General features: G+C 70.3%; 22 protein-coding genes. 15 read left to right on the forward strand and 7 right to left on the reverse strand.

Going from position 1 to position 22,613, the window contains the following annotated elements; all coding sequences use genetic code 11:
* Window positions 1–568: 568 nt before the first annotated feature.
* From ACIQTP_RS41410 to ACIQTP_RS41460, 11 genes are all read left to right on the forward strand, one after another.
* Window positions 569–3,418, forward strand: coding sequence for a CRISPR-associated endonuclease Cas3'' (locus tag ACIQTP_RS41410; protein ID WP_403409911.1), 2,850 nt, complete (start codon window positions 569–571; stop codon window positions 3,416–3,418).
* Between the two features lie 663 nt (window positions 3,419–4,081).
* Window positions 4,082–5,674 carry a type I-E CRISPR-associated protein Cse1/CasA gene (gene casA / locus ACIQTP_RS41415; protein ID WP_403409914.1) on the forward strand — a complete coding sequence of 531 codons (1,593 nt, stop codon included), beginning with the start codon at window positions 4,082–4,084 and terminating at the stop codon, window positions 5,672–5,674.
* A gap of 55 nt (window positions 5,675–5,729) precedes the next feature.
* The gene (locus ACIQTP_RS41420) at window positions 5,730–6,401 is read left to right on the forward strand and encodes a type I-E CRISPR-associated protein Cse2/CasB (protein WP_403409917.1); all 672 of its coding nucleotides are present in this window, start codon (window positions 5,730–5,732) and stop codon (window positions 6,399–6,401) included.
* Between the two features lies 1 nt (window position 6,402).
* A complete protein-coding gene (gene cas7e, locus ACIQTP_RS41425) occupies window positions 6,403–7,620 on the forward strand; it encodes a type I-E CRISPR-associated protein Cas7/Cse4/CasC (RefSeq protein WP_403409920.1) in 1,218 nt (405 codons plus the stop codon).
* On the forward strand, window positions 7,617–8,408 hold the full coding sequence (gene cas5e / locus ACIQTP_RS41430) for a type I-E CRISPR-associated protein Cas5/CasD (RefSeq protein WP_403409923.1): 792 nt from the start codon (window positions 7,617–7,619) through the stop codon (window positions 8,406–8,408). Before cas7e ends, cas5e begins: the two co-directional genes overlap by 4 nt.
* Window positions 8,405–9,124 carry a type I-E CRISPR-associated protein Cas6/Cse3/CasE gene (cas6e, locus tag ACIQTP_RS41435; protein WP_403409926.1) on the forward strand — a complete coding sequence of 240 codons (720 nt, stop codon included), beginning with the start codon at window positions 8,405–8,407 and terminating at the stop codon, window positions 9,122–9,124. The genes cas5e and cas6e overlap by 4 nt, the downstream gene beginning before the upstream one ends.
* A 40-nt stretch (window positions 9,125–9,164) precedes the next feature.
* The gene (locus ACIQTP_RS41440) at window positions 9,165–10,751 is read left to right on the forward strand and encodes a Mu transposase C-terminal domain-containing protein (RefSeq protein WP_351539841.1); all 1,587 of its coding nucleotides are present in this window, start codon (window positions 9,165–9,167) and stop codon (window positions 10,749–10,751) included.
* Window positions 10,748–11,599: an AAA family ATPase gene (locus ACIQTP_RS41445; protein ID WP_403409929.1), complete on the forward strand. Its 852-nt coding sequence runs from the start codon at window positions 10,748–10,750 to the stop codon at window positions 11,597–11,599. Before ACIQTP_RS41440 ends, ACIQTP_RS41445 begins: the two co-directional genes overlap by 4 nt.
* 339 nt (window positions 11,600–11,938) lie before the next feature.
* Entirely contained in the window at window positions 11,939–12,286 is a 348-nt protein-coding gene (locus ACIQTP_RS41450; RefSeq protein WP_351537684.1) for a PadR family transcriptional regulator, read from the forward strand.
* Window positions 12,283–13,116, forward strand: coding sequence for an HD domain-containing protein (locus tag ACIQTP_RS41455; protein ID WP_403409932.1), 834 nt, complete (start codon window positions 12,283–12,285; stop codon window positions 13,114–13,116). Before ACIQTP_RS41450 ends, ACIQTP_RS41455 begins: the two co-directional genes overlap by 4 nt.
* On the forward strand, window positions 13,113–13,394 hold the full coding sequence (locus tag ACIQTP_RS41460; protein ID WP_351537690.1) for a hypothetical protein: 282 nt from the start codon (window positions 13,113–13,115) through the stop codon (window positions 13,392–13,394). The genes ACIQTP_RS41455 and ACIQTP_RS41460 overlap by 4 nt, the downstream gene beginning before the upstream one ends.
* 11 nt (window positions 13,395–13,405) lie before the next feature.
* Here the strand turns inward: ACIQTP_RS41460 and ACIQTP_RS41465 are convergent, their stop codons facing one another.
* Together ACIQTP_RS41465 and ACIQTP_RS41470 are read right to left on the reverse strand one after the other, a co-directional pair.
* Window positions 13,406–14,062, reverse strand: a complete 657-nt coding sequence (locus ACIQTP_RS41465; RefSeq protein WP_403409935.1) for a BlaI/MecI/CopY family transcriptional regulator — start codon at window positions 14,060–14,062, stop codon at window positions 13,406–13,408.
* 216 nt (window positions 14,063–14,278) lie between these two features.
* Window positions 14,279–15,313 carry a hypothetical protein gene (locus ACIQTP_RS41470; RefSeq protein ID WP_403409938.1) on the reverse strand — a complete coding sequence of 345 codons (1,035 nt, stop codon included), beginning with the start codon at window positions 15,311–15,313 and terminating at the stop codon, window positions 14,279–14,281.
* Window positions 15,314–15,487: 174 nt separating this feature from the next.
* Here ACIQTP_RS41470 and ACIQTP_RS41475 point away from each other — a divergent pair, with 174 nt between their 5' ends.
* The 4 genes from ACIQTP_RS41475 to ACIQTP_RS41490 all read left to right on the forward strand — a co-directional run bounded on the left by ACIQTP_RS41475 (window position 15,488) and on the right by ACIQTP_RS41490 (window position 18,751).
* Window positions 15,488–15,751 carry a helix-turn-helix transcriptional regulator gene (locus ACIQTP_RS41475; protein WP_403409941.1) on the forward strand — a complete coding sequence of 88 codons (264 nt, stop codon included), beginning with the start codon at window positions 15,488–15,490 and terminating at the stop codon, window positions 15,749–15,751.
* A gap of 170 nt (window positions 15,752–15,921) precedes the next feature.
* On the forward strand, window positions 15,922–16,782 hold the full coding sequence (locus ACIQTP_RS41480) for a DUF6083 domain-containing protein (protein ID WP_403409944.1): 861 nt from the start codon (window positions 15,922–15,924) through the stop codon (window positions 16,780–16,782).
* 2 nt (window positions 16,783–16,784) lie between these two features.
* On the forward strand, window positions 16,785–17,261 hold the full coding sequence (locus tag ACIQTP_RS41485) for a hypothetical protein (RefSeq protein WP_403409947.1): 477 nt from the start codon (window positions 16,785–16,787) through the stop codon (window positions 17,259–17,261).
* On the forward strand, window positions 17,258–18,751 hold the full coding sequence (locus ACIQTP_RS41490; RefSeq protein ID WP_403410080.1) for a UvrD-helicase domain-containing protein: 1,494 nt from the start codon (window positions 17,258–17,260) through the stop codon (window positions 18,749–18,751). The genes ACIQTP_RS41485 and ACIQTP_RS41490 overlap by 4 nt, the downstream gene beginning before the upstream one ends.
* 105 nt (window positions 18,752–18,856) lie before the next feature.
* Here the strand turns inward: ACIQTP_RS41490 and ACIQTP_RS41495 are convergent, their stop codons facing one another.
* From ACIQTP_RS41495 to ACIQTP_RS41515, 5 genes are all read right to left on the reverse strand, one after another.
* Window positions 18,857–19,357 (reverse strand): hypothetical protein, encoded by a 501-nt coding sequence (locus tag ACIQTP_RS41495; protein ID WP_403409949.1) that lies wholly within the window; start codon window positions 19,355–19,357, stop codon window positions 18,857–18,859.
* A 212-nt stretch (window positions 19,358–19,569) separates the two neighbouring features.
* Entirely contained in the window at window positions 19,570–20,388 is an 819-nt protein-coding gene (locus tag ACIQTP_RS41500) for a hypothetical protein (protein ID WP_403409952.1), read from the reverse strand.
* A complete protein-coding gene (locus ACIQTP_RS41505; protein WP_403409955.1) occupies window positions 20,360–21,262 on the reverse strand; it encodes an aldo/keto reductase in 903 nt (300 codons plus the stop codon). Before ACIQTP_RS41505 ends, ACIQTP_RS41500 begins: the two co-directional genes overlap by 29 nt.
* A complete protein-coding gene (locus ACIQTP_RS41510; protein ID WP_403409958.1) occupies window positions 21,259–22,455 on the reverse strand; it encodes a cupin domain-containing protein in 1,197 nt (398 codons plus the stop codon). Before ACIQTP_RS41510 ends, ACIQTP_RS41505 begins: the two co-directional genes overlap by 4 nt.
* 19 nt (window positions 22,456–22,474) lie before the next feature.
* Entirely contained in the window at window positions 22,475–22,612 is a 138-nt protein-coding gene (locus ACIQTP_RS41515; RefSeq protein WP_352054419.1) for a hypothetical protein, read from the reverse strand.
* Between the last annotated feature and the right edge of the window lies 1 nt (window position 22,613).

Here is a 22,613-nt window from a genome sequence, read left to right on the forward strand (position 1 = left end):
TCGACGGATAGACCCCCACGCGTGTGGGGAAGACCCTTACTGGCCAGCGGGTTTGAAGATCGACAGACTGTTTTTTGCTTACTTTAACACTGCACTGCCTGCACGTCGGCCTGCAGGTACGCAGCCTGTCCCACGACCGGGTCTGCGAGTTGTTCAGGGAGTTGAGGGAGCAGGCCGCACACATCGGCACATCGATGCTGGGACTGCGCACCCCCAGATGCCACGGCACGTCGTCGAGGAATGGTCCGGGCAACTGGTTCCCTTCAAGGCATTGAACGCACGGTCCTGCGTTTGTTCAGGGACGCGGACAACAACGTCCCCACCCAGGGCTGACCTCCGCCGTAGCCTGGACAGACCCCCACGTGAGTGGGGAGGCAAAGGCCCCGAGCGGCCCGTGATGACCAGCAGGGGCGCACCCTCGCAGGGTGAGGAAAGCGGCGAAACCCGGACCGCAGACTACACCCTCCGCTGCCGGGGACGTCTGCACCGAGAGATGATCCGCATGCGGCAGGATTGGGCGTCAACATCTCTGCTTTCAGGGCGGGTTGGCGTATGGCGGGAGTGGCTGGTGGGAGTGCGGGAGGATGCCCGGTACGGCGGGATCGATCTGACGCCCTGGGGCAAGTTCGACCGCGGACAGAGGGCGGTGTATCCGCTGCTGTTTCATCTGCTGGATGTCGCGGCGCTCGCGGGCGTGGTCTGGGACCGGTATCTGACCCGCGGCCAGCGCCGACTGATCGCCGCCGGACTGGGGCTTCCCCTGGTTGAGGCGCGCTGCTTGGTGATGTTCATCGCCGGCCTGCACGATTTGGGCAAGTTGTCCGCGTTCCAGGAGCAGGAGGCGCATCCCTGGGCCCGGGTCAGCGATATCCTGCGCGCGGACACCCGTAACTGGCGGCGTATGCCGCACGAGCGGGCGTCCATGCATAGTGCGCTGCACCTGCTGGCCGAGGCCGGCTACCCGGCGGACACATCCGACAGCACCGGGGTACTGGTGGCGCAGATCCTGGGCGGCCACCACGGCCGGTTCCTGCAGGTCGACATCGATGGCGCGGCCAAGGCTTCCCGGGTCAACCTCACGCTGGGCGGGCCGGCCTGGCAGGATCTGCGCCGCCGCTACTTCGCCCTGCTGCGCCATCTGACCGGAGCCACCGCGGTGCCCGCGGACGTGTCGGTGCCGGCGGCCCTGCTGATCACCGGAGTGGGTATCATCGCGGACCGGCTGGCCAGCCAGCGCCACTACTGGCTGCCCAAGGCCCAGGCGCCCGCCTTCGCCGCCGCCGAGCACTACGCACAGGCCGTCCGGGACGCCCCCGCCCTGCTCGAGCAGTCCGGTCTGACTCGCATCACCCTGCCGCACACACCCTTCACCCGCGCGCACGGCGGCTTGGACACCCCGAATGACCTGCAGGCATCGGTGATCGAGCAACTCGCCCCCGCAGTGGGGGAGAAGGGGCCCGGGATCTTGGTGGTCACCGATGCCACCGGCGGCGGCAAGAGCGTCACCGCCCTGGAAGCCGCACGGATCTTCAACGCCTCCGGTGACACGGCCGGCATCCTGTGGCTGCTGCCGACCTTGGCCACCACCAACGCCGCCTACGACGTCCTCGAGGCCTACGTGGCCGCCCACCGGCCCGAGCACGCCCCGGTCTCCCTGGTCCACAGCCACAGCTACCTCAACACCGCGTACACCGACCACCGCCTCGCCGCTCACGAGCCGTCGACCAGCGACGCCTTCTGGCCCGACGAAGGCGACGCCGACACGCCGACGGGGGAGCGGCCGGAGGAAAGGGTGACGGTGCCCGACGGTTGGCTGCGCGGCTGGGACCGGGCCCTGCTGGCCCAGTTCACCGTTGCCACCCACGACCAGGCCCTCATGGCCGCGTTGCCCGTCCGTTTCAGCGCCCTGCGCATGCTGGCCCTCTCCGGGCGGACCGTCATCGTCGACGAAGTCCACGCCTTGCCCCCGTTCATGCGGCTGATGCTGGGGCGACTGCTGCACTGGCTGGGCGCCTTGGGCTGCCCCGTGGTGCTGCTGTCCGCGACCCTGCCCAGGCACGTGAGCAGCGAACTCATCCGAAGCTACCTCGACGGCGCCGGCCACCCGCACCCCGCAACAGCCCATCTGGACTGCCATCCCCCTTATCCCGGCTGGCTCTACGCCGCGGCCTCAGACGCCTCCCTCACCCGCATCGACCCTGCCGCGGCCGCCGCCCACGCCGACCGGCACCGCCGCCGCGCCGACATCCGCCTTCACCCGGTGCGCCACCCGTCCTGCACCGATCCCGAGGACGCTCCAGCCCGGGAGACCCGCCTGGAGCGCATCACCAAGGAGATCGCACCTGTCGCCGAATCCGGCGGCTGCGCGGCCATCTACTGCGCCACCGTGGCCGACGCCCAGGCCACTCACGAACACCTGCACGCTGCCCTGGACTGGCCGGACGGCGGACCCGACGGCCAACTGCTCTTGCTGCACGCCCGCCTCCCCGGCCACGAGGGCGAAGCCCTCACCCGCCACGTCCGCACCGCCCTCTCTCGCAGCGGCCAGCGCCCGAAACGTCTGGTGATCGTCACCACCAGCCTGCTGGACATGAGCCTCGACATCGACGTCGACGTCATGGTCAGCGACCTGGCCGCCCTGCACACCCTCCTGCAACGCCTGGGCCGCCTGTGGCGCTTCGACCACATCGTGCGGCCCGCCTGGATACGCCGTCACGGCCGCCCCCGCCTGAGCGTCCTTGCACCCACCGACCACCGCGGCCGCACCCTCCTGCCGCCCGCCTGGCGCGTCCTGGACTCCCCGTTCCTGCCGCTCGCCACCGCCGACCACCTCGCACACCGGCACGACGGCCCGCTCACCCTGCCCGACGACGTGCAGCACCTCGTGCAGAGCGTGCACGGCGACGCCGAAGACCTCGCCACCACCGACACCGCCCTGCACCGCAGCCACACCCTCCACCGAACCCGGCAACGCACCGAAGAACACCACAGCGCGCTGCACCTCGTGCCCGCCTGGCACGACACCCTCTCGCTGTCCGACCTGCACCGCCAGAACCTGCACGCCAGCGAGGCCGCCACCCGGCTGGGCGTCATGCCCCGCCGGCTCCTGCCCGTCTACCGCACCCCCCGCGGACGCCTCACCCTGGACGCAGCCGGCACCCAGCCGCTGCCCCAGCAACGGAAACCGACCACCGCACAGACCCGCACGATCCTCCAGCACACCCTGCCGGTGCCCGCCGCCTGGGTCGCCGATCGCAGTCGGCGCAACCAGGTCCCCGCCTCCTGGCGTACGCACGCTCTCCTCGCCGACCTTGTCCTGCTGCCGCAGGATGCCGAAGACCCCGCACAGCCGGTGCGTTTCGGGCGCCACAGCCTGCGCCTCGACGCCACCTTGGGGCTGGTCCACACCCAGGCCTGAGCCGCCTTCGCCCGCGTGCCTCCGGCCGCCGCCCTTTCCTGAGCCCTTCAAGGCGCTGCGGCTGCTGATCGCGAACCGCGTCGGGCTGTGCGACGACCGGGAGAGCACTGTCGCGTCGGCATCCGCCGGTGCGCCGTCACCTCAGTCCGGCACCTGCCGACCACTCCGGCAGCCGCCCGGGCAGGCCCGGACACCCTGGAGACGGTGGCGCGTTGCATCCCTGTCTTCTCGAGGCGGTTCGGTTGTGTCCGTCGGGTGGCAGCGAAAAGAGGGGGATGCCGGGGCAGAACCGCGAATAGGGCCGCTCCGCATCCGGGAATTGACTCTGGGTCAAAAAAGGAAAACCGACCGGTAATTGCAGAGTGAACAACATGGTTCGGAAAGCTGCTGCGCTGTGGCTAATATGGAACTGCGAAGCCGGACGAACGTTCGAGTCCGGTGCCTCGCACCTGCTGCGCTGCGTGCACCGCACCCTTGGTGTTCCCGTGTAGCGCCTTGCTGCCCGCCGGCGTGGCTTGACCCGGCCCACGACCGCGCGGCCCGCCATCTTTCCTTGGTCCTCCGCATGCACCCGCGGCACTGCGATCCAGGCGGGCTCCTGATTTCGGCAGGCAACTCTTTTCAGAAATCCCCTCTTTCCTCACACCCGGCAATGGAGCCCGTGTGCCTGCCCCGCATTATGCGACAGACCAAGAGCCCTGCATTCCCGTCTTGTTCCTGAACGGGCGCCAGGAATACCTGGGATGGCGGGATGTGCTGCTGCACGCCCACCTCATCCAGGACCTGGCGCTGCCCCTGCCGCCGGCGGCATCCGCCGCCCTGCGCCTGCTCGTTGCGATGGCTGCACGGGTGAGTGGCCTAGACGCGCAGGCAGATGGACGCATGACCGCACGACAATGGGCACAACGCCGCCGTGACCTGCTGAAGAACCCCGAGGGATTCGACCCGGGCGCCGTCCACGACTACTTCGACCGCCACATCTGGGACCTGTTCCACCCGCAGCGGCCGTTCCTGCAGGACCCACGGCTGGCCGCGCAGTGCGCGAAACGGGCCGGCGTCAACAAGCTGGTCTTCGGCCGCCCCGAGGGCAACAACCTGGCCTGGCTCAGCCCACACACCGACACCGCCCCCCAGCCCGTGCCCAGCGACCAGGCTCTGTGGCACCTGCTCATCCACCACTACTACGGCGGGGCCGGCCAGTGCTCCGTGCGCACAGTAGGCGGCCGCCCCCTCGGACGGGCCAAAGCCGGACCGCTGCGCTCCACGCTCTCCTTCCACCCCCTGGGCCGCACCCTGTACGAAACCCTCCTGGCCGGCGTGCCCAAGCCGTCCCGGCTGTGGCCGGACGCAGAGGACCGCTGCCCGTGGGAGGAACCACTGCCCGCCCCGGACCGGGACGACGGCCCCGACCCCGATGCCGCGCCACCACCGGTGTCCTCCCCGGGCCGGCTTTTGACCGGCCGCTCCCGGCACGCCGCCCTCCTCATCCCCTCCTCCGACGGCCGGCAGGTGACCGATGCCTACCTGACCTGGGCCACCCAGAAAAAGCTCCCCGCCCTCGACCCGTACCTCATCCACCACGTCCATGCCGACCAGCCCGTCACCAAGCGTCACAGGCCGCGCCTTGCAGACGCCGACCGGGCCCTGTGGCGGGACCTGGACGCCCTGCTGCTGGCGGGTGATGAGGACGACCGCAAAGGAAAGACGGGCAAAGTCCGTAAGAACTACACCGTCCAGCGTCCCGACGCCTTCACCACGCTCAACGACCTGCCCCCGGACCTGCGGGCCGCTTTGCGGGTGAGGGTCTACGGCTTCGACCAGGACGATAAGACCATCAACCGCACCTGGTACACGGCCCTGACCCCGCCGATCTGGCCCTGGATGCAGGAACACGACCCGGCCGCGGCCGAGCGCATTGCCGAATGCCGCAAGGCTGCCGAGGAGATCGGCGAGCACCTTGACGCCGTCTCCAAGATCGCCTGGAGCCAAGTCACTTCCCCGGCCGGCGACAAGGCCGGGCGCCCGCCGAGGCGCCTGCCGTCGTGGACCCACAGCGCCCGCACCCTGTACTGGCCCCGCGCCGAGACCACCTTCTGGGCCCTTCTCGACGATTCCACCCGCGCTGCACGCGCGGCGTTCGCCGCCGACGCCATCCACGCGCTCCGCACCGCTACCCGCCCGGCCATCGCCCAGCACTTCCGCGCCGCCGAGGCCATCGCCCTAGCCGTGGCCCAACTGCGCCGCCACCGTCACTGACCCCCGGCTGCTGCCCCTTCGTCCCGCTGCCACCCCACCCAAGGCCATCGCACCCATGTCCTTCACCACCGCGCAACGCCGCGCCCACTACGACGACTTCGTCTATCAGGTCATTACCCTGTGCGCGGTCAACAGCATCCGCGCCGACCTCAACTCAGGATTCGGACGCCCCGTCGCCGAGTGCCCCCGGATGCCAGAGCACCTCACCCGGCACATCGCAGGCTTCGGAGCACGCCGCGCCCACTACGCCGTGGCCGGCCTCATCGCCCAGAACCGCGACCTACCTCACGAACACGGCCCCTACCAGCCGGAGTTGGTCACCCCCGGTACGGACCACACCGCCCGCGCCACCACCGCACCAGCCGTCACCGACGCTGCACCGGTGCCGGGCCCAGTCCCCGCACCACCGCCTGGTACTACCGCACGGCCCTGGCGTAGCCGCCCCGACCTCGGCACCCACCTCGCCATCGCCGTGGCCCGGTACGGCTTCAAGGAAGCCACCATGACCAACCGCATCAAAACCCTCACCAAACTCGACACCGAGCTGCTGCACCCCCGGCTGTGGTCGCTGACCAGCCACCTCCACAGCCGCGGCGCCGCCCGTCTCGACTTCGCCGTCCTCCTCGAGGACCTGGCCTGGTGGGACCACGACCAACTGGAGACTGCCGCCCGCTGGCGCGAGAACTACTTCCTCACCCTGCACACCCTGTCCGCCAAGGAGCACTGACATGGCCGCCTACACACCCGCCCGCTACGTCGACTTCCACGCCCTGCACCCACTGCCCGCCTCCGTACTGAACCGAGGGGAGGACGACCTGCCCAAAACGCTGCAGATGGGTGGCGTGGTACGCGCCATGGTGTCCTCGCAGTCCTGGAAGCGGCCCATCCGCACGCGGATGGAGACCGACCTCAACGAGTACGCCGCCCGCACCCGCATGCTGCCCCTGCGCATCGCCGACGCGCTACGCGAGGCCGACTGGCCGGCGGACCTGGCGGCCTTCGCCGGCGCCCAGGTCGTGCGCTCGGCCACCCGGGAGGGACTGAAGACCGAGGAAAAACAAGGAGGCATCACCTCGGTCACCCTCTACCTGCCACGCACCGTGCTCGATGACCTCACCGACCTGTGCGCCGAACACCGCCCACAGCTGGAAGAGGCCCTCGCCAAGGAACAGGCGGAAAAGGCAAAGGAGGCGGAAGCCGAAGCCAAGGGCACCCGCAAGAACGAAAAGAAAGACAAGACGCAGGCTGTCCTGCCCACGCCCACCGTCGCCGCCCTCGTCCGCCGGCGCACGGCCACCATCAATCTCTTCGGCCGCATGCTCGCCGAAGTACCCGGCGCCCAGGTCGACGGCGCCGTGCAGATGGCGCACGCCTTCTCCGTCCACCAAAGCGGCCAGCAACCCGACTACTTCACCGCGATGGAGGACTGGTCACTGCCCCACGAGACGGGCAGCGCACACCTGCAGACCAGCTTCTTCACCACCGGCCTGCTCTACCGCTACGCCACCGTCAACCTCACCGAACTGACCCGCAACCTCGGCGGCGACCACGACCAGGCCCTGCACCTGCTGGAACTGTTCGCCGAGGCATTCATCGACGTCATGCCCGGCGCGAAGAAGACGGCCACCGCCCCGCACACCTACCCCTACCTGGTGCACTACGCGGTACGCGACCGCCGCCCCGTCTCCCTCGCCGCCGCCTTCGAACAGCCCGTCCAAAGCGCTCCCGGCGGCGGCTACATCACCCCCGCCATCCAGGTCCTGTCACAGCACGCCGGCGCCCTGAACCGGCTGCTGGGCACCCGCCGCCTGATCGGCTCCGGCTACGCCACCGCGCACGACGCACCCGTCGACCACCTCGGCACCGTGCACGCCGGCTTCGACGACCTGACCGGCGCCCTCACCCAGACCGCCGCCCAGCCCTCCCCGACTCGGGCGGCCGCATGAACGGCTTCCTGCTGCGCGTGGCCGCCCCGCTGATGTCCTTCGGGGAACACGCCGCCTTCCACTACCGCGACACCCTCCCCTTTCCCACCCGCTCCGCCCTCATCGGCCTGTTCGCCGCCGCCGACGGACGCCCGCGAGAAGAAGCCCTCACCCCCGCCCCGGACTCTCACAAGATCCCTTATACGGACCTGGAGTTCACTGTCCGCATCGACCGGCCCGGCCATCGCCACACCGACTACCACACAGCCGGCGGCGGCCGTCCCCACAAACAAGGCCTGCGCACCAGCGTCGGCGACTACCGCCCCCAGACCAAGTCCACCCTCATCAGCAGGCGTGTCTACCTCGCCGACGCCGTCTTCACCCTCGCCGTCCAAGGCCCCGACCCGCTCCTGGAACACCTCATCCAGCGGCTCGAACAGCCCGCCTTCGGCCCCTACCTGGGCCGGCGCTCCTGCATCCCCGACGAACCCCTCGTCCTGCGCGGCCCGCACCCCGACCCCGTCGGCGAACTCCGCCACCACATTCCGCTCAGCCTGGCCGCCCCACCGCATCCCCAACAGGCCACCGTGCCCGTGGACTTCATCTGGGAACGACAGCCCGATCACGTGCCCGCCGCCCCCTCCCACCGTGAAGTCGCCGACGTGCCCGCCGACTTCACCCCCACCCGGCGCTTCCACGACACCCGCCACGTCTGGCGCACCACCGAACCCCTGCCCGCCGCCCTGTACGCCCCACCGCCCGCCCTCACCGCCCTCGCCGCCTACCTCGACCAGGACACCCCCCTGTGACCGACACACCCGAGATGATGCTCACCACCACGGCGACACTCACCCGGATCCGCCTCAACCGCCGCAGCAGAGCCGTCCGCCGCGACCTGACCGACACCGCCCGCCTGCACAAGACCGTGATGCTCCTGGCCGCCGACGCCCTCGGCGAGCACCCCCGGCAGAAAGCCGGCCTGCTCTTCCGCCTGGAAGACGCCACCGACGACACCCCGCCCACCCTGCTCATCCAATCCCACCAGCCGCCCGACCTCACCCGCCTGCCCCAGGACTACGGCAGCGCCGAAACCCGCGCTCTGCACCCCATGTTCCAGGCACTGACCCCGGGCCGAGCGGTGCGCTACCGCATCACCGCCAATGCCAGCGCCGTCCGCCGCGTCCTCGACGACCACCAACCCGTCAACAACAAGTACGGCAGGAAAACCGTCGCCCTCTACGGCGACGACGCCCTCGCCTGGTGGCAGCGCCGCGCCCACCAGGCCGGCCTCGCCCTGACCACGACCGACACCACCCCCGCCCGCTTCCGCCACCCCCACAAGCCCCCGAACCTCTCCACTGGGCCCGGCGAAGCCGACCACGCTCCCGGCCCGTCGCACGTCCTGACCCGCTTCGACGGCCTGGCCACCATCACCGACCCCGACCAGCTGCGCCACGCGCTGCTCACCGGGATCGGGCGCGGCAAGCCCTACGGCGCCGGCCTGCTCTCCCTCGCCCCCGCCTGACCCACCCCGACCCAGCAGCCCCAAGAAGGACGCGCCCCCCGTGCCCGCCACGCCCTCACCCGACGGCCCCTACGACACCACCTCCCTGCGCGCCGCCGCGGTCCGCCGCCTGCTGCGTCTGCGCGACACCGAGCGCCTGACCCACCACGACGTACGCACCGTCGCCGACGCCTTCACCGTCCACTGGCGCACCGTGCGCCGCTGGATGGACAACGCCGGCGCCCACAACGGCACCTACACCCCCCAAGGCCGCCGCCACTTCACCCTCACCCCGGCCATGCACGAAGCCCTGGCCCAATGGCACGGCAACGTGGCGAGCGCCTACCTCGCACTCGTCACTCACGGCCACCTTGGCACCCCGCCCCGGGCCTCCCAGGCCACCTTCTACCGCGCCGTGAACCGCGAACTCAGCCCCGGGCAACGCGCCGCCCTCAAGAACGGCGAAGCAGGACGCCGCCGACACGACGTCCACGCCCTACGCCCGCACGGCAACCGCAACGACGTCTGGGAGACCGACCACGTCGAAGCCAGCGTCTTCGTCAACGTCGACGGGCACCGCAGCAAACCGTGGATCACCTGGTTCGTCGACCACGCCACCGCCGTCATCTGCGGTCTGGCCATCACCCCCCACCAGCCCAGCCAGGACGCCATCCTGGCCGCCGCCCGCGACGCCATCCTCTGCACCGATCACCACCGGCCCTTCGGCGGCATCCCCCGCAAGGTGAGAGTCGACCGCGGCCGTGACTTCCTGGGCAGGTGCGTGGCCGAGGCCTTCCAGAAGTTCGGCACCGAACTGATCGTCCTGCCGCCCTACAGCCCCCACCTCAAAGGCACCGTCGAAGCCATCAACGGCGCCGCCAAGCACATGCTGTTCAAAGGCCTGCCCGGCTACGCCCACACCCCCCGAAGCCGCCGCGACCGCCGCGGACAGCCCCTGTGGGCCCTGGACGAACTCCTCGACTACGAAACCTTCGTCACCGTCGTCCTTGACTGGGTGGACTGGTGGAACAACGACCACACCATCGCCCGCCTCTACCGGCGCACCCCCGCCCAGGCCTGGCACGCCGATCTCACCCCCATCGACACCCTCGACCCCGGCGACTTGCACACCTACACCCTCAACGACGCCGGGCCACCCCTGAAAATCACCAGCAAGGGCGTCCGCTGGAACAGCGCCTACTACGTCGGCGAATGGATGCACGGCCACGGCAGCGCAGGCGAGATGGTCCGCCTGCGCCACGAACCCCACCACTACCACCGCGTCGAGCTCTACGACGCCGACACCCTCACCTACCGCGGCCCCGCCTTCCGCAGCGACGAGATGAGCCCCCGCCAAGCCCGCGCACTGCGCAACGCCCGCCGGCGCGAAGCCGACCGCTACGCCGCCAAAGCCCGCCGAGCCCGCAAGAACGCCAAACCGCGCTACGCCGCCACCAGCGTCGCCGCCACACCCGAGCCCCTCAACCGGCTCACCGCCAGCCAAGCAGCCGCCCAGCTACGCCAGTTGCAGACACCGGAAGCAGACCTCCACACCGAGGCCCGACCCGACCTCCTCAACCGGCCCACACCCTCCTCCACCCGCTGGACCAAACCCCTCTCCGGTCCCAAGCCCCAGGACACCGAGTGACCCACCCGACCACCGCGCCCGAAGACCAGCCGTCCACCAGTCCCAACTACCACTACATGGGCCTGCCCGGCGCCCGCGCCATGCTGACCAACGCCAGCGCAGAGACCTACGCCAACCTCGTCACCACCCTCAACGCCGACGCCGGCAAGGGCGCCATCATGTGCATCCACGGCGGCGTCGGCCTGGGCAAGACCTTCGCCGTCAACAGCCACCTCGACGACCTCGCCCCCCACACCACACTCCGCATCAAAGTCGGCTCCGCCAAAATCCAGGCCCTGCGCGCCGCCCTGTACAAAAAGCTCGACCTCCCCGGCGAGGCCCCCCTCAACAGCACCCGCTGCGAAGCCATCCTCAAAGAAACTTTGTCCGACACCCCGCGCGTCCTCGTCGTCGACGAAGCCCAGTGGCTCGACACCCGGGCCTTCGAATTCATCCGCGAACTCTGGGACGACGAGAACACCCGCCTCGCCGTCGTCCTGGTCGGAGCCGAAACCTGCTACCAGAAGATCAAGAACCGGCCCGCGCTGGACTCGCGCATCCTCGTCTGGCAGCGCTACAAACCCCTCACTCCGGCCGAAGTCCTCGCCGTCATTCCTCAGTACCACCCGATGTGGTCCGACGTCCCCGCCGACGACCTGCTGTGGATCGATGACCTCGCCTGCCACGGCAACTTCCGCCAATGGGCCAAGATCACCTACCTGCTCAACGAAGCCGCCCTCAACCCGCATCCCTCCGGCAGCGTCGCACCCACCCGGCCGGACAGGCCCGGCGCCGGCCCTGCGTACAGCCGCGATCTTGTACGCGCCGTCCTCAGCAGGATCGACCCCACCCAGCGACACACCGGCTGAGGCCGGGGACGGGCGCGAACACCCCTGCCCAGCCGGGGAGTTGAAGTCGCCCCGCCGGGGGGGGGGGGGGGGGGGGGGGGGGGGGGGGGGCCCCCCCCCCCCCCCCCCCCCCCACCACGAGGGGCCGGGCGTGTGGCGACTGCTGGGGGAGACGCTGCGCGGACGCGGCGTGGCGCGCACGGAAGGGGAACGCCGGTATGGCGTGGTGGAGTTGCACGAAGCCCACGCCCTGATGGAATCCCTGATCAAGGCAGGTTGCCGCGGTGGGAAGTTCCGGGAGGCGCCTCACCCCGTCACCACCTCTAGACAGCCTGTATATAGGCTATGTAGAGTACGAGTATGGGTATGCTGCGTATGACCCTGCAGACTCAACTGGTCCTGCGGGCTTTGCTGGAGGACCCTGCCAAGCAGCGGTACGGCCTGGAGCTGTGCGAGTTGGCGGGGCTGCCGTCGGGCACGATCTATCCGATCATGGCCCGGCTGGAACAGGTCGGCTGGGTGGACAGCAGTTGGGAGGACCCGACTGTGCATGAGGCGGCGGGACGCCCGCGCCGCCGCTTCTACCGGATCACGCAGGACGGTGCCGAACAGGCCCGCGATGCTCTGGCGCGCGCCTACCGGTCCCGGAGGCAGCCCCTGCCCGGCTGGGCGGCCGTCCGCCCGGCACCTGAGGGAGGCCCGTCATGAAGACCCGCCATCGGTTAGCGCCGCGCCTCGTCGTGCGGACAGGCACGGCACCGTCTCTCGACGGCCTGCTCGCCGTCGTCCGCGCCCACCATCCCGACGCTGATACCGCCCTGGTGGAACACGCCTATGCCGAAGCCGCCTTCTGGCACGAAGGCCAGACGCGCCGCAGCGGAGACCCGTTCATCGCCCACTGCCTCACCGTTGCCGCCATCGTCACCGATCTCCGTATGCCCCCGCCTGTCGTATGCGCGGCGCTGCTCCACGACGTGGACGACACAGCCTGTCCGCCGCAGCGGATTGCCGACCAATTCGGCAAAGAAGTCGCCGACTTGATCGCAGCGGTCCGCACCGCCGTGGTCTCCGCCTACCCGCAAGCCGGCCAGGGCACGACACCCCGATCCGATGCTGCCTGCCCGTCACGAGAGATGGCCGTGCTGGCCATTCGGCTCGCCGACCGGCTTCACAACATGCGCACCATCGCGTTCGTGGCCCAGACTCGGCAGCTCCTCATAGCGCGTGAAACCCTCGATGTATTCGCACCCGTGGCTTCTGCGGCGGGACTGGAGACGGTCGGCCGTGAACTGCAGGACCTCGCCTCAGCGGTCCTGCAACCGGCACCGGCTTCCTACGCCGTCACCGGCCCGCTCCTGGCCACCGTCACGCTGCTGCTGCCGTCACAGCAACGCGCGCGCTGGCAAGAGGAATGGAGTGCCGACCTGGCTGCCCACGCCACCCGCCGCGCCCGCACCCGCTTCACGCTCCGCGTCCTGCTCGGCGCGCCCCGACTCTCCATGACGCTGCGCCGCCCTTCCTGCCGGGAGCGGCGATGATGGGCGGAGCGGCGCGGCTGGGGGCCGCCCTCGGGGCGCTGGTCGCATTCGTGATGGCCATGGTGCACGGAGGGCTGACCGCCTGGGCGGCTGGAGCGCTCGCCGTGGGCGGCCTCGTGCTGGTGGCGGCAGTGCTCTTCGTCCCCAGTGAGACACCGGCCCGCCGTCTGTGCCGCCTGATCCAGGCCTGGCAGAGCACCACGACCGGTGCCGCCGGGCCCGAACCCGCGCGTATGCCGGGGCGGATCCCATCTGTGACCCCGCCGGAGGCAAACTGATGGTCTGGCGGTCAGTTCGTCTCGGGCAGGGTGTCGGCCAGGGACGCTGCGGGAGGGGTGGGTTCCGGGGTGGCGGTGGCGGTGTAGTAGACGGAGGTGCCTTGCTTGGTGCGCTGGGCGTGGCTTTTGGCGACGAGGTTTTCGAGTGTGGTGCGTACGACGGTGGTCTTGATGGTGCGGTCGGGATGAGCCTGGTCGAGCGAGGTGGCGATTTCCGCCGCGGAGCGGGGTTCGCTCTGATCGGCGAGATGGCGGCGGATGAGTTCGACGAGGGTGGGCCCGGTCGCCTTCGCGGTTGTCGCCTTGGCGGCGGGCTCCGGCCTCTTGGCGGCAGACTGCTTGGTTGCCTTGCCGCCTTCCTCGGAGGTGGTTTTCTTCGCCCGTGCCCGCTTGCCCGCACCGGACTTGGTTCCGGTCTTCTGCTGCGGAAGTGAGGGCGCTGCGGTCTCTTCGGGGGTGGGCTGGGTGGCGGTGTCCGAGGTGCCGAGCGCTTTTTGCATGTGGGCCAGCACGGTGTGGTCGTGCTGCAGGGCGCGCAGTTGTTCCTGCAGCGCGTCGATTTCCGCGGTGATGCGTTCCTGTTCTTTGGCGTTGCGCTCGAGGTCGCTGGCGACCTGGACCGTGTACTGCGAGGTCAGTTCGGTGGTGGGGGTCTGGGTGTCCGGCATGATGCTGGCCTTTCCTCGGGTCGCGGCCGCGGGCTGAAGTACCCCGCAGAGCGGGCGCCAGTGCTGGGTAGTGATTCCGCTGGCGTTGATGGAGCTATGGGTGGGACGCGACTGCTGTGGGTCGTCCCCGCGTAGAGATAGTACGGACAGGCGGAGTCAGTTGTTCCTCTCGGGCGGTGTCTCCGGCTCAACTCCGCTGTCACTCGTGGGCCGTGGTCAGCGTGATCGATGCGCATTAAGCCGTGCTGTGGCGTGCTGTTGGGGCAGGTGCCAGACGACTTCGTCGGTTTCCCGGTTGTGTTGCCAGGTGGTCAGTGTGTGTGATGCGTGCAGCCGATCGAGGAGTTGCGTGGTCTGGTGGGGTGAGTGTCCGCACAGGCGGGCGAGCACCTCCATGTCGGTACAACCGGCATTGCCCGAGGTGTGCGAGGCCAGGGCGAGTGCAGTTAGCTGCACGGCCGGAGGCCGTCCGGCCGGCAGCGCCAGGGGAGTGGGGCGCAGGGCCCAGTGTGCGGCGCGGGCCCGTGCTTGGCTGCCTGGTTGCTGGGAGAGGACCGCGGCATCCAGTAGCTGCGCCTCCGTATGCGGCTGCTTGCCTCCGGCGCGGTGCAGCCAGCCGGCGTGTTCCAGTTCCTCCCACAGTTCGCCACGGCCGCGCAGCCGCATGCCGCGCAACAGGCCGCCAGGTAGCCGGATGTAGCCGTTGGTGTTGGCGCGCAATGCGCACTGCAGGGCGAGGAGGCGGGCGGTTGGGGAGGTGAACTGGGGGAGTGCTGCTGCGAGGTAGGTGAGTATCTCCCGCACGCGTGTGCGTTCAGCCGGGCCGCCCGGTGGTGTGGGGCGGCGTCCGGCGTATTCCGGTCGGCGGGGAGCGAGGAGGGTGGCGGGGACGACGGCTGTGTGGCTGGTGGCGGCCGCGCAGGCGGCGCAGGCGTCTGCGAGACGCCAGGTCCGGCCGCTGCGGTCGCGGGTGAGGGCGAGCAGCACCGGCCCGGCGCAGCCGCGATGGCGCGGATGCCAGGAGCAGCCCCGTGCCCGGCACTGACAGGTGCGCAGATAGCCCGGCAGTGCGTCGGTACGCGCATGGCAGGCGAGATGCGCCAGAGCGGCGGACCGCGCGGAGGCGGCCTGGAGGGGGCGGGTGTGCAGCACGGTGCAGTGGGGGCAGACGAGACTCGGACCGCCCGCCCGTGATCGCAGTTCCACCGTCCAGATGCGCCGCACTGCGGCATGCGCGCCGGCAAGCCTCATCGGCCCGTTGTCCTCCTGTCTGTCCGTGCCGCCGTGGCAGGTGCTCCAGCCGGAAGCACCCAGGACGCACGCACGGTAGTGCAGATCCCTGCACCGTGAATGTCACCCCCACTCCGACGGATAGTGCAGAGGTCTGCACTGACAGGGCAGGGTCCTGCACCGTCGGATGGTGGAGTGACGATCTTGCCGCCCGACCCCGACCTCACCGCGCTGCGCGTGACGCTCGCACGGCTGAGGAACGAACGCGGCTGGACCTTCGATGAACTCGCCAGCCGCAGCGGCCTGGCCCGGCGCACCCTCATCGACCTCGAACACGGCCGCACCACCGGCAGCGTCACCACCTGGCACGCACTCGCCCACGCCTTCGACGTGCCGATCGAACACCTGCTGAACACCCTCTGCGACGACCACACCCCGCCCGGCACCCCGGACTCCTGACCCCGGCCCCGCCTCCTCGCGCACCGCCCTGCGAATCACCCGAACCGGTGCCCATACCCCGAACACCCAGGCGCCGACTGGGGCAAATGTTCGGTACCGCTGGGCCGCCCGAGGGATACCACCCTGCCTGTTCCCCTCACCGCGGGGTGTCGCCTGGCACGGTCCCCGCCATGCACCCCAACACCGTCTCCACCGGCTGCCACTGGGACGGCAGCCCCCGCACCACACGCCACCGCCGCCCGCTGCGGGTAACCGCCGCCAGCCCGAGCCGCCTGCTGCGCGCCGGCCAGAGCGGCCGCTGCCGCAGATGCGGCAACCGCATCGACTTCTACCAGCGCGCCGACCAACGGCCGATTGCCCTGCACCCGGCAGAACTGGCCACCACCCACGTTCCGGCCTCCTGCCGCTGGCACCTGAGCTGCGGCATCGCCATCCCGCATGGCGACGGCAGCGCCTGGTGCCGCATCCCGCACGCCGTACTCTGCCCGGACCGCACCCCCACCGCCCAGACCGGCCCGCACATCGAGGCGGTACGCCGCCAACTCGCCGTCCGCACCCGCCGCCTCATCGACGCAGGCGCGTTCACCCCCGCCCCGCCCACCGCCTGCGAGCCGCCTGCCAGCAGCGACCGTCCCGCCCGGTCCGTCGTGCAACTGCTGCTGGGCCGCTACCTCGCCGACGCCCCCCTCGCCGACGTCCGGTGCGTCGCCCAGACCCGACACCGGCACCGTTGCCCCCAACCCGTGCTCGCCCCCAACACCCCCCAAGGCATGTGGACGCTGCTGCCCGCCAGCCCACAGCGCGGCCAACTCGCCCTGCCCGCCGGGATGATGGCCATCTACGACCTCAGCCGCCTGCCGTACGCTGAGCAGATGCGCTGGCGCACCCAGCGCTGCCCCGTCCATGCCGCAACCCCGGGCGCCGCCGACCTCGCCCTGGCCGGATGGCAGGTCTTCGATCCCCTCCTGCACACGGAGTACATCCACACCCGCCTGCCGCACACCACGCCCGGCCGCCACGGGAAGGACTGACGATGCCGCACCACGCCCTGGACATCTCCCTGACCCGGCCCCTCACCTCGGCCGAACTCCACCAGGCCACCCGCACGATGCCACTCGCAGCCAACCACGACGCCACCCACCTCCTCGCCTTGGTCCCCGCCAAAACCCCAAGCAAGGCCCTCAACCGACTGCGCCACCAGATCAGCAGCCAGCTCCCCATCGGCGTGATCACCACGCACTACCCCGACCCCAGCGGCCAGATCCTGCTCAACGTCGACTTCCCACCCGCCACACACGCTGCCCTCCAAGCCGCCGCCGACGGCGCGGGACAACCACTCCGCCTCTACCTGCAACTGGCCCTCCACCAGGCCCTGGCCCGGCACACCAGCGCAGAGGCCGATCGCCTCGACCGAGCAGTCCAGCACCTACTCGCCAGCACCACCGCCCCCCACCTCCTGACAGCCCTCGGCCGCGCTCTCACCCACGCCCCCGGAGCAGCCCCGTGCTGACCCCCACCAACGAGCAGCAAGCCGCAGCTGACGCCTTCCACGCAGGCAAACACCTGGCCCTGCAAGCCGGAGCGGGCACCGGCAAAACCACCACCCTGGCCGAACTCGCCCACGCCACCCCGCGCCGCGGCCGCTACCTCGCCTACAACCGGGCCATCGCCCAGGACGCGCGCACCCGCTTCCCAGCCACCGTCAGCTGCAAGACCGCCCACGCCCTCGCCTACGCCGCCGTCGGCCACCGCTACACCCGCCGCCTCAACTCACCCCGCCGCCCCGCCTGGCAGACCGGACAGGCCCTCGGCATCACCAAAGCCATCCGCATCGGAGAACGCGACCTGTCACAAAAGACCCTCTCCAACGCCGCCCTACGTACCGTGGCCCGCTTCTGCCACACCGCCGACCCCGCCATCACCCGCCACCACGTCCCCCACCTGCGCGGCCTCGAAGACCCCGGCCTGCACACCCAACTCGCCGCCCACCTCGTCCCCTTCGCCCGCAAAGCGTGGGGCGACCTCCAGCACCCCGACGACGGCGCAGTCCGCTTCGACCACGACCACTACCTGAAAATCTGGGCCCTCACCCGGCCCAAAATCGACACCGACTTCCTCCTGCTCGACGAGGCCCAGGACACCAACCCCGTCGTCGAACAGATCTTCCTCGCCCAGCGCAGCCACGCCCAGCTCGTCATGGTCGGCGACTCCGCCCAGGCCATCTACGACTGGCGCGGCGCCAAAGACGTCATGACCGGCTTCGACGGCACCCAGCTCGCCCTGTCACAGTCCTTCCGCTTCGGCCCCCGGCTCGCCGAGGAGGCCAACCGGTGGCTGGCCATCGCCGACGCCCCCCTCCGCCTCACCGGCACCGAGACCGTGCCCACCGAACTCGGGCCCGTCAACCGGCCCGACGCCGTGCTGTGCCGCACCAACGTCGGCGCCATGGCCCAGGTCATGGAACTGCTGGCCACCAGGTACCGGGTGGCCCTGGTCGGGGGAGGAGACAGCCTGCGCGCCCTGGCCCTGGCCGCCCGTGACCTGAAGCAAGGCCGCCGCACCACCCATCCCGAACTGGTCCTGTTCCCCTCCTGGGGCGACCTGCAGGACTACGCCGCCCACGACCCAGCCGGACGTGATCTACAGCCCCTGGTCGACCTCGTCGACACCCACGGCACCGACGCCATCCTCAGCGCTGTTGCTCAACTCGTCCCCGAGCAGCAGGCCGAGGTCACCGTCTCCACCGCCCACAAGGCCAAGGGGCGTGAATGGGCGCGGGTGAAAATCGCCGACGACTTCACCCCGCCCAAGGACAGCGACCAGCTGGACGACACCGGCCGCGCGGTGCCTGGCCCGATCGACGACGGTGAAGCTCGCCTCGCTTACGTCGCTGTCACCCGTACCCGCAGCCGGCTCGACATCGGAGGCCTGTCCTGGATTGAGGATCACCCTGCCGCACCCTTGCCACTGTCACCGCAGGCAAGGGACGGGCACACGTAGACCTCGACTGACGGGGCCAGGCTGAATCGCCGGGCTCTGGGTCAAACGGCCTGCCGCTTGGCCCAGACCGTCTCAGCCCTCGACCGAGCCCCGCCCGCAGGCGGGCTATGCCTGATCTCGCAGGACCTCCAGTTCCGCACGCAGCGCGTTGTTCTCGGCTACCAGTTCGGCCTTGCTGCGCCGATCTGCGGGCGGTTGCCGTGTGGAGCGACTGGACATCAGGGAGCGGCTTTCCGCTGGGGGTTCGGCGGCAGGTCCCAGGGGCTCGAAGGCGACGATCACTGCGGGGTTCAGTCCGCATTCTGGGCAGCGTTCCTCGTCGCGGCCCCCTCCATCGGGCCGGGGGTTGTTCCGGTTACGGGTTGCCTCGATGACGTGTCCGCAGTACAAGCGCAGCCGCCACCGCTGCAGTTCCCACGGAGGAGTCGGAGGCCCGAGGAGCTGGCGCATCTCCTCCAAGTGCTTGTCTGACCAGGGAGGGGCCTTGGCAAGTTGGCGTTGAACCCACTCATGGACTTGCACAGCCTCTCGCTGCCGACGGTGGTCGGCCTTGGTCAGCGGGTAGTCCGCCAAAGGCACGCCGTGGCGTAGGTATTCGACCTCCATACTGGTGACGGTAAGCAACGGGGGGATCGGTCTGGGACGAGCCTTCAGAAGTCCACCCGTTCGGATGGCCCGCTGGGCGCCTGCCGCTGGAGGGCGCACCGGCGCGGTGTACCGCAGCTCCCTCAGCTACGGTCCGCAACTGTTGCGTATCGGTCCCCGGGTTTCTGTATTCACTGTGCATCAGGTCCTGGCCCCGTAAGAGCGGTGGTTCCTCAGGTGAGGGAGGCGACGAGGGCTCGTAGGGGGTCGGAAAGTTCGGGGTGGTCGCCGCGGGAGCAGGACTGCAGGAGGTCAGCGGCGACAACGAGAAGGGCCGTGTTGCCGGCTGGGGTGTTCAGGATGGGTAGTTCCCGGCGGATCGTGGCGGCCGTGGCCGGGGCGAGAAGGGAGTAGGCGTAGAGCATGGCGGCGTCGTAGCCGAGAGGGGCGGCGCCGAAGCCTTCCCAGTCCAGGATGACGGGTTCAGCGGTGATGTTGGCGAAGTGGAAGTCGCCATGCGCCGTGGCCCAGTTGGCGATGTCCGGTGCGGGAACTCGGGCGTGCTGAGGGACGGCTCGCGAGATCCATTCCTGTCGCACGGCAACACGGGTGGTGCGGGTGGCGGCAATGGTGTCGAGGTCGGTGCGCAGGCTCGTCCACCATGCCGGGGCCAGGTCCAGTTCGGCACGCAGGATGGGCTCGGGTGAGCAGGTCGGGCTGGCGACGAATTCCGACAGCTCGGCGCGGAAGACAAGGCCGCCGTAGCGCAGGTCATGGACGGCGTGGAGGGCGGGTTTGTGCACGGTGGGGAAGGCAGCCGCGGCCTCTGCGGTGCCGTCCCAGAGTTTCCCGTTCGCCTGGCTGGCCGGGGCGGAGATAAGGCGCAGCCAGCAGGCCCCGTGCTGTGGGTGGTGGGCCTGCTGGCCGAGGGTGCGGCCCTGGTAGCCCCACTGACGGGGCCCGGTGACCGTGATGCCGAGGGCGTCGGCGGCGGCCGACTGGGCGGTCAGGGCGCGCTGTTCGTCAGTCGAGGTGGTGGGGGGCGAGTACATCCAGGACCTTCCGCAGGGTCTCGGCGGGCAGGGGCGGCTCGTCGAGGGCTGCGCGAGCGGCATCCCAGTGTGCCGGAGTCGAGGCAGACAGCAGCACTTTTGAGACGCCGGGGCAGGAGGCCACGGCCAGGAGGCAGGCCTGGGCGATGCTCAGCGAGGAGTGGAGCAGGGCGGCGAGTTCGGCGGTGGCCAGGGCTAACAACTCTCCGCCGTGCAGGGGCGCAGAGGCATGTACGTCCCATCGTCGGGCGGCAGCGTCGGCGATCGGGCCGTGCCCGTCCAGCGCCGCAACGAGTGCTGAGTCCATCACGAGACTTACCGGCAGCTGAATGGCCTTCAGATGATGTTGCGGACTGCCGGCCGCCTCGGTGGCGAGGCCGTCGAGGCTGGCGACGGTGAACAGCCGGTCACGGAACCCGGTCCAGGTCGCGACGCCGTACGAGACAAGGTGCCCGGCGGCTGCTTCCTGTTCGAGGACCGAAAAGGCATCCCTCAGGACCTGTCGGAGTGAGGCCTCGCCGACGCGTTCGGGATTGTGGAGAAGGACGGTCTCGACGCGGTCCCGGCCGAGTTCGTGCCGGTTGCGTTCCACCTGCCACCGGACGTACCGAGGGTGCAGGCTGTAGCGCATCCCGGGCGGGAGGACGCCCGCGGCCGAGACTGCTTCCCTGTTCTGAGGGGTGAGGAACCCGACCTTCGTCGCGACCTGCAGGCGTGGGTGCTCGACGAGGACAGGGGCAAGGAGTGTCTGGGCGCGTCCGTGCAGGTAGTTCGGCGCGGTGTCCAGCCACGTAGTTCCGGAGGCGGCGGCGTACCGGACCGCGCTGGCCACGTCCCGCAGCCGGTACGTGCCGAGCGCCAGCGCGGCGGTCACCGGTGACCGGCCCGGACGCAGGCAGCCTGACCATCCACCAGCTCACCCACTACGCCGGCTGCATCGGGCACGGAGAGGCTGGCGGCAGTCGCCAGATCGGCCAGTGTCCACCAGCCGCCTTCGAGCAGACGGCGCAGCAGCGATGCGGTGGCCGGGGCGAAGTCGATCTCCTGTCCGGCCGCGGTGAAGCGGATCACCTCCGCACCGTCGTCATCGCGGGCCGTGGTGAGCCGGGCTCGGCCGGTGGTCAACCGCACCGCGAGGTCCGGATCCGCAGGGACGCCGTTGAGGAAGGGCAGAGAGGGGCGCAGTCGGCCGAGGTCTTCCGCGTCCCGGGCTGCAGCGAACCGCCCGATCAGGTCCGGCTCGTCCAAAGCGTCCAGCAGCAGCTTGCGCAGGGACTCCACATACGCCTCCTGGGCGCCGGGGCAGGCGTGCAGGGGGAGATCAGCTCGGACGAGGCCGTGGGTGCGTAGCCGCTCCGACAGCCAGCCGATCAGGTGGGCGCCGGTGTGGGGGCCGATTCCGCAGGTCAGGTGCAGGGAGGCGGTGCCTTGGTCGGCGGTGACCGCGTGCCACCAGCCGCGCGGCAGATACAGGACGTCGCCCGGGTTGAGAACGACGTCCGCGACCGGTGTCTCCGGTGGCGGCTCGGGGAAGGCGACGTCGTGGTGCATGGGGGCTTGCCGGGTCGGGCCGTACAGCCGCCAGCGTTTGGCGCCCTCGACCTGGACGACGATGACGTCGTGGTCGTCCCAGTGGATGCCGAATCCCTCAGTCGGGGTCCATGAGGCGTAGGCGTTGACCTGGATGCGGGTGCGCAGCCAGCTCTCCAGGTGCTGAGCGAGGTCGGCGACGGGCTCGTGGAGTTCGTCGATCGCGTCGATCGCCAGGGAGGCGCCGCCGGACAGGCATTGGTGCAGTTCGGCCGGATGGGTGCGCTGCCACACCGTGTGCCGTCGTGTGGTGACGGGCACGGTGTAACGGTGCTGGGGGAGGACCTCGCCGTCGGCCGACAAACGCAGCCGTGGCGGCTCCAGCCGGTGCGAGGCGATCAGTTCGTTGAGAACGTCGAAGGAGACGAGAGAGCCGGGAGCGTCCACGGCTTGGGTGACGTGGCGGTAATCGCGGTGCAGCGACCGGGCCAGGAACCCGTCCTGGCCCAGCCGCTCCGCGATGGACACGATGGTCATCGCTTCAGGCCGTCCTCGGCTAGTCGTTGCCGTCCGAGCGGCCGGTGCCGCCGCCGTCTGACGGCGTTGCCCCGCGGGCCCGGGCAGCGTTGATCTGACGGCGGGCGCGGACCAGCCCGCTGCCCGGCTCCGAGGACTGGGTGGTGGTGTGCGGCATC

The sequence above is a fragment of the Streptomyces sp. NPDC090798 genome (assembly GCF_044768965.1).
Taxonomy (GTDB): domain Bacteria; phylum Actinomycetota; class Actinomycetes; order Streptomycetales; family Streptomycetaceae; genus Streptomyces.

What these genes read in the sequence shown, in the direction of transcription:
- ACIQTP_RS41480 (WP_403409944.1), top strand. Translation starts at nt 15,922, where the DNA reads ATGCACCCCAACACCGTCTCCACCGGCTGCCACTGGGACGGCAGCCCC.
- ACIQTP_RS41420 (WP_403409917.1), top strand. Translation starts at nt 5,730, where the DNA reads ATGTCCTTCACCACCGCGCAACGCCGCGCCCACTACGACGACTTCGTC.
- ACIQTP_RS41500 (WP_403409952.1), bottom strand. Translation starts at nt 20,388, where the DNA reads ATGTACTCGCCCCCCACCACCTCGACTGACGAACAGCGCGCCCTGACC.
- ACIQTP_RS41470 (WP_403409938.1), bottom strand. Translation starts at nt 15,313, where the DNA reads ATGAGGCTTGCCGGCGCGCATGCCGCAGTGCGGCGCATCTGGACGGTG.
- ACIQTP_RS41515 (WP_352054419.1), bottom strand. Translation starts at nt 22,612, where the DNA reads ATGCCGCACACCACCACCCAGTCCTCGGAGCCGGGCAGCGGGCTGGTC.
- cas5e (WP_403409923.1), top strand. Translation starts at nt 7,617, where the DNA reads ATGAACGGCTTCCTGCTGCGCGTGGCCGCCCCGCTGATGTCCTTCGGG.
- ACIQTP_RS41455 (WP_403409932.1), top strand. Translation starts at nt 12,283, where the DNA reads ATGAAGACCCGCCATCGGTTAGCGCCGCGCCTCGTCGTGCGGACAGGC.
- ACIQTP_RS41465 (WP_403409935.1), bottom strand. Translation starts at nt 14,062, where the DNA reads ATGCCGGACACCCAGACCCCCACCACCGAACTGACCTCGCAGTACACG.
- ACIQTP_RS41485 (WP_403409947.1), top strand. Translation starts at nt 16,785, where the DNA reads ATGCCGCACCACGCCCTGGACATCTCCCTGACCCGGCCCCTCACCTCG.
- ACIQTP_RS41450 (WP_351537684.1), top strand. Translation starts at nt 11,939, where the DNA reads ATGGGTATGCTGCGTATGACCCTGCAGACTCAACTGGTCCTGCGGGCT.
- ACIQTP_RS41510 (WP_403409958.1), bottom strand. Translation starts at nt 22,455, where the DNA reads ATGACCATCGTGTCCATCGCGGAGCGGCTGGGCCAGGACGGGTTCCTG.
- cas7e (WP_403409920.1), top strand. Translation starts at nt 6,403, where the DNA reads ATGGCCGCCTACACACCCGCCCGCTACGTCGACTTCCACGCCCTGCAC.
- ACIQTP_RS41460 (WP_351537690.1), top strand. Translation starts at nt 13,113, where the DNA reads ATGATGGGCGGAGCGGCGCGGCTGGGGGCCGCCCTCGGGGCGCTGGTC.
- ACIQTP_RS41495 (WP_403409949.1), bottom strand. Translation starts at nt 19,357, where the DNA reads ATGGAGGTCGAATACCTACGCCACGGCGTGCCTTTGGCGGACTACCCG.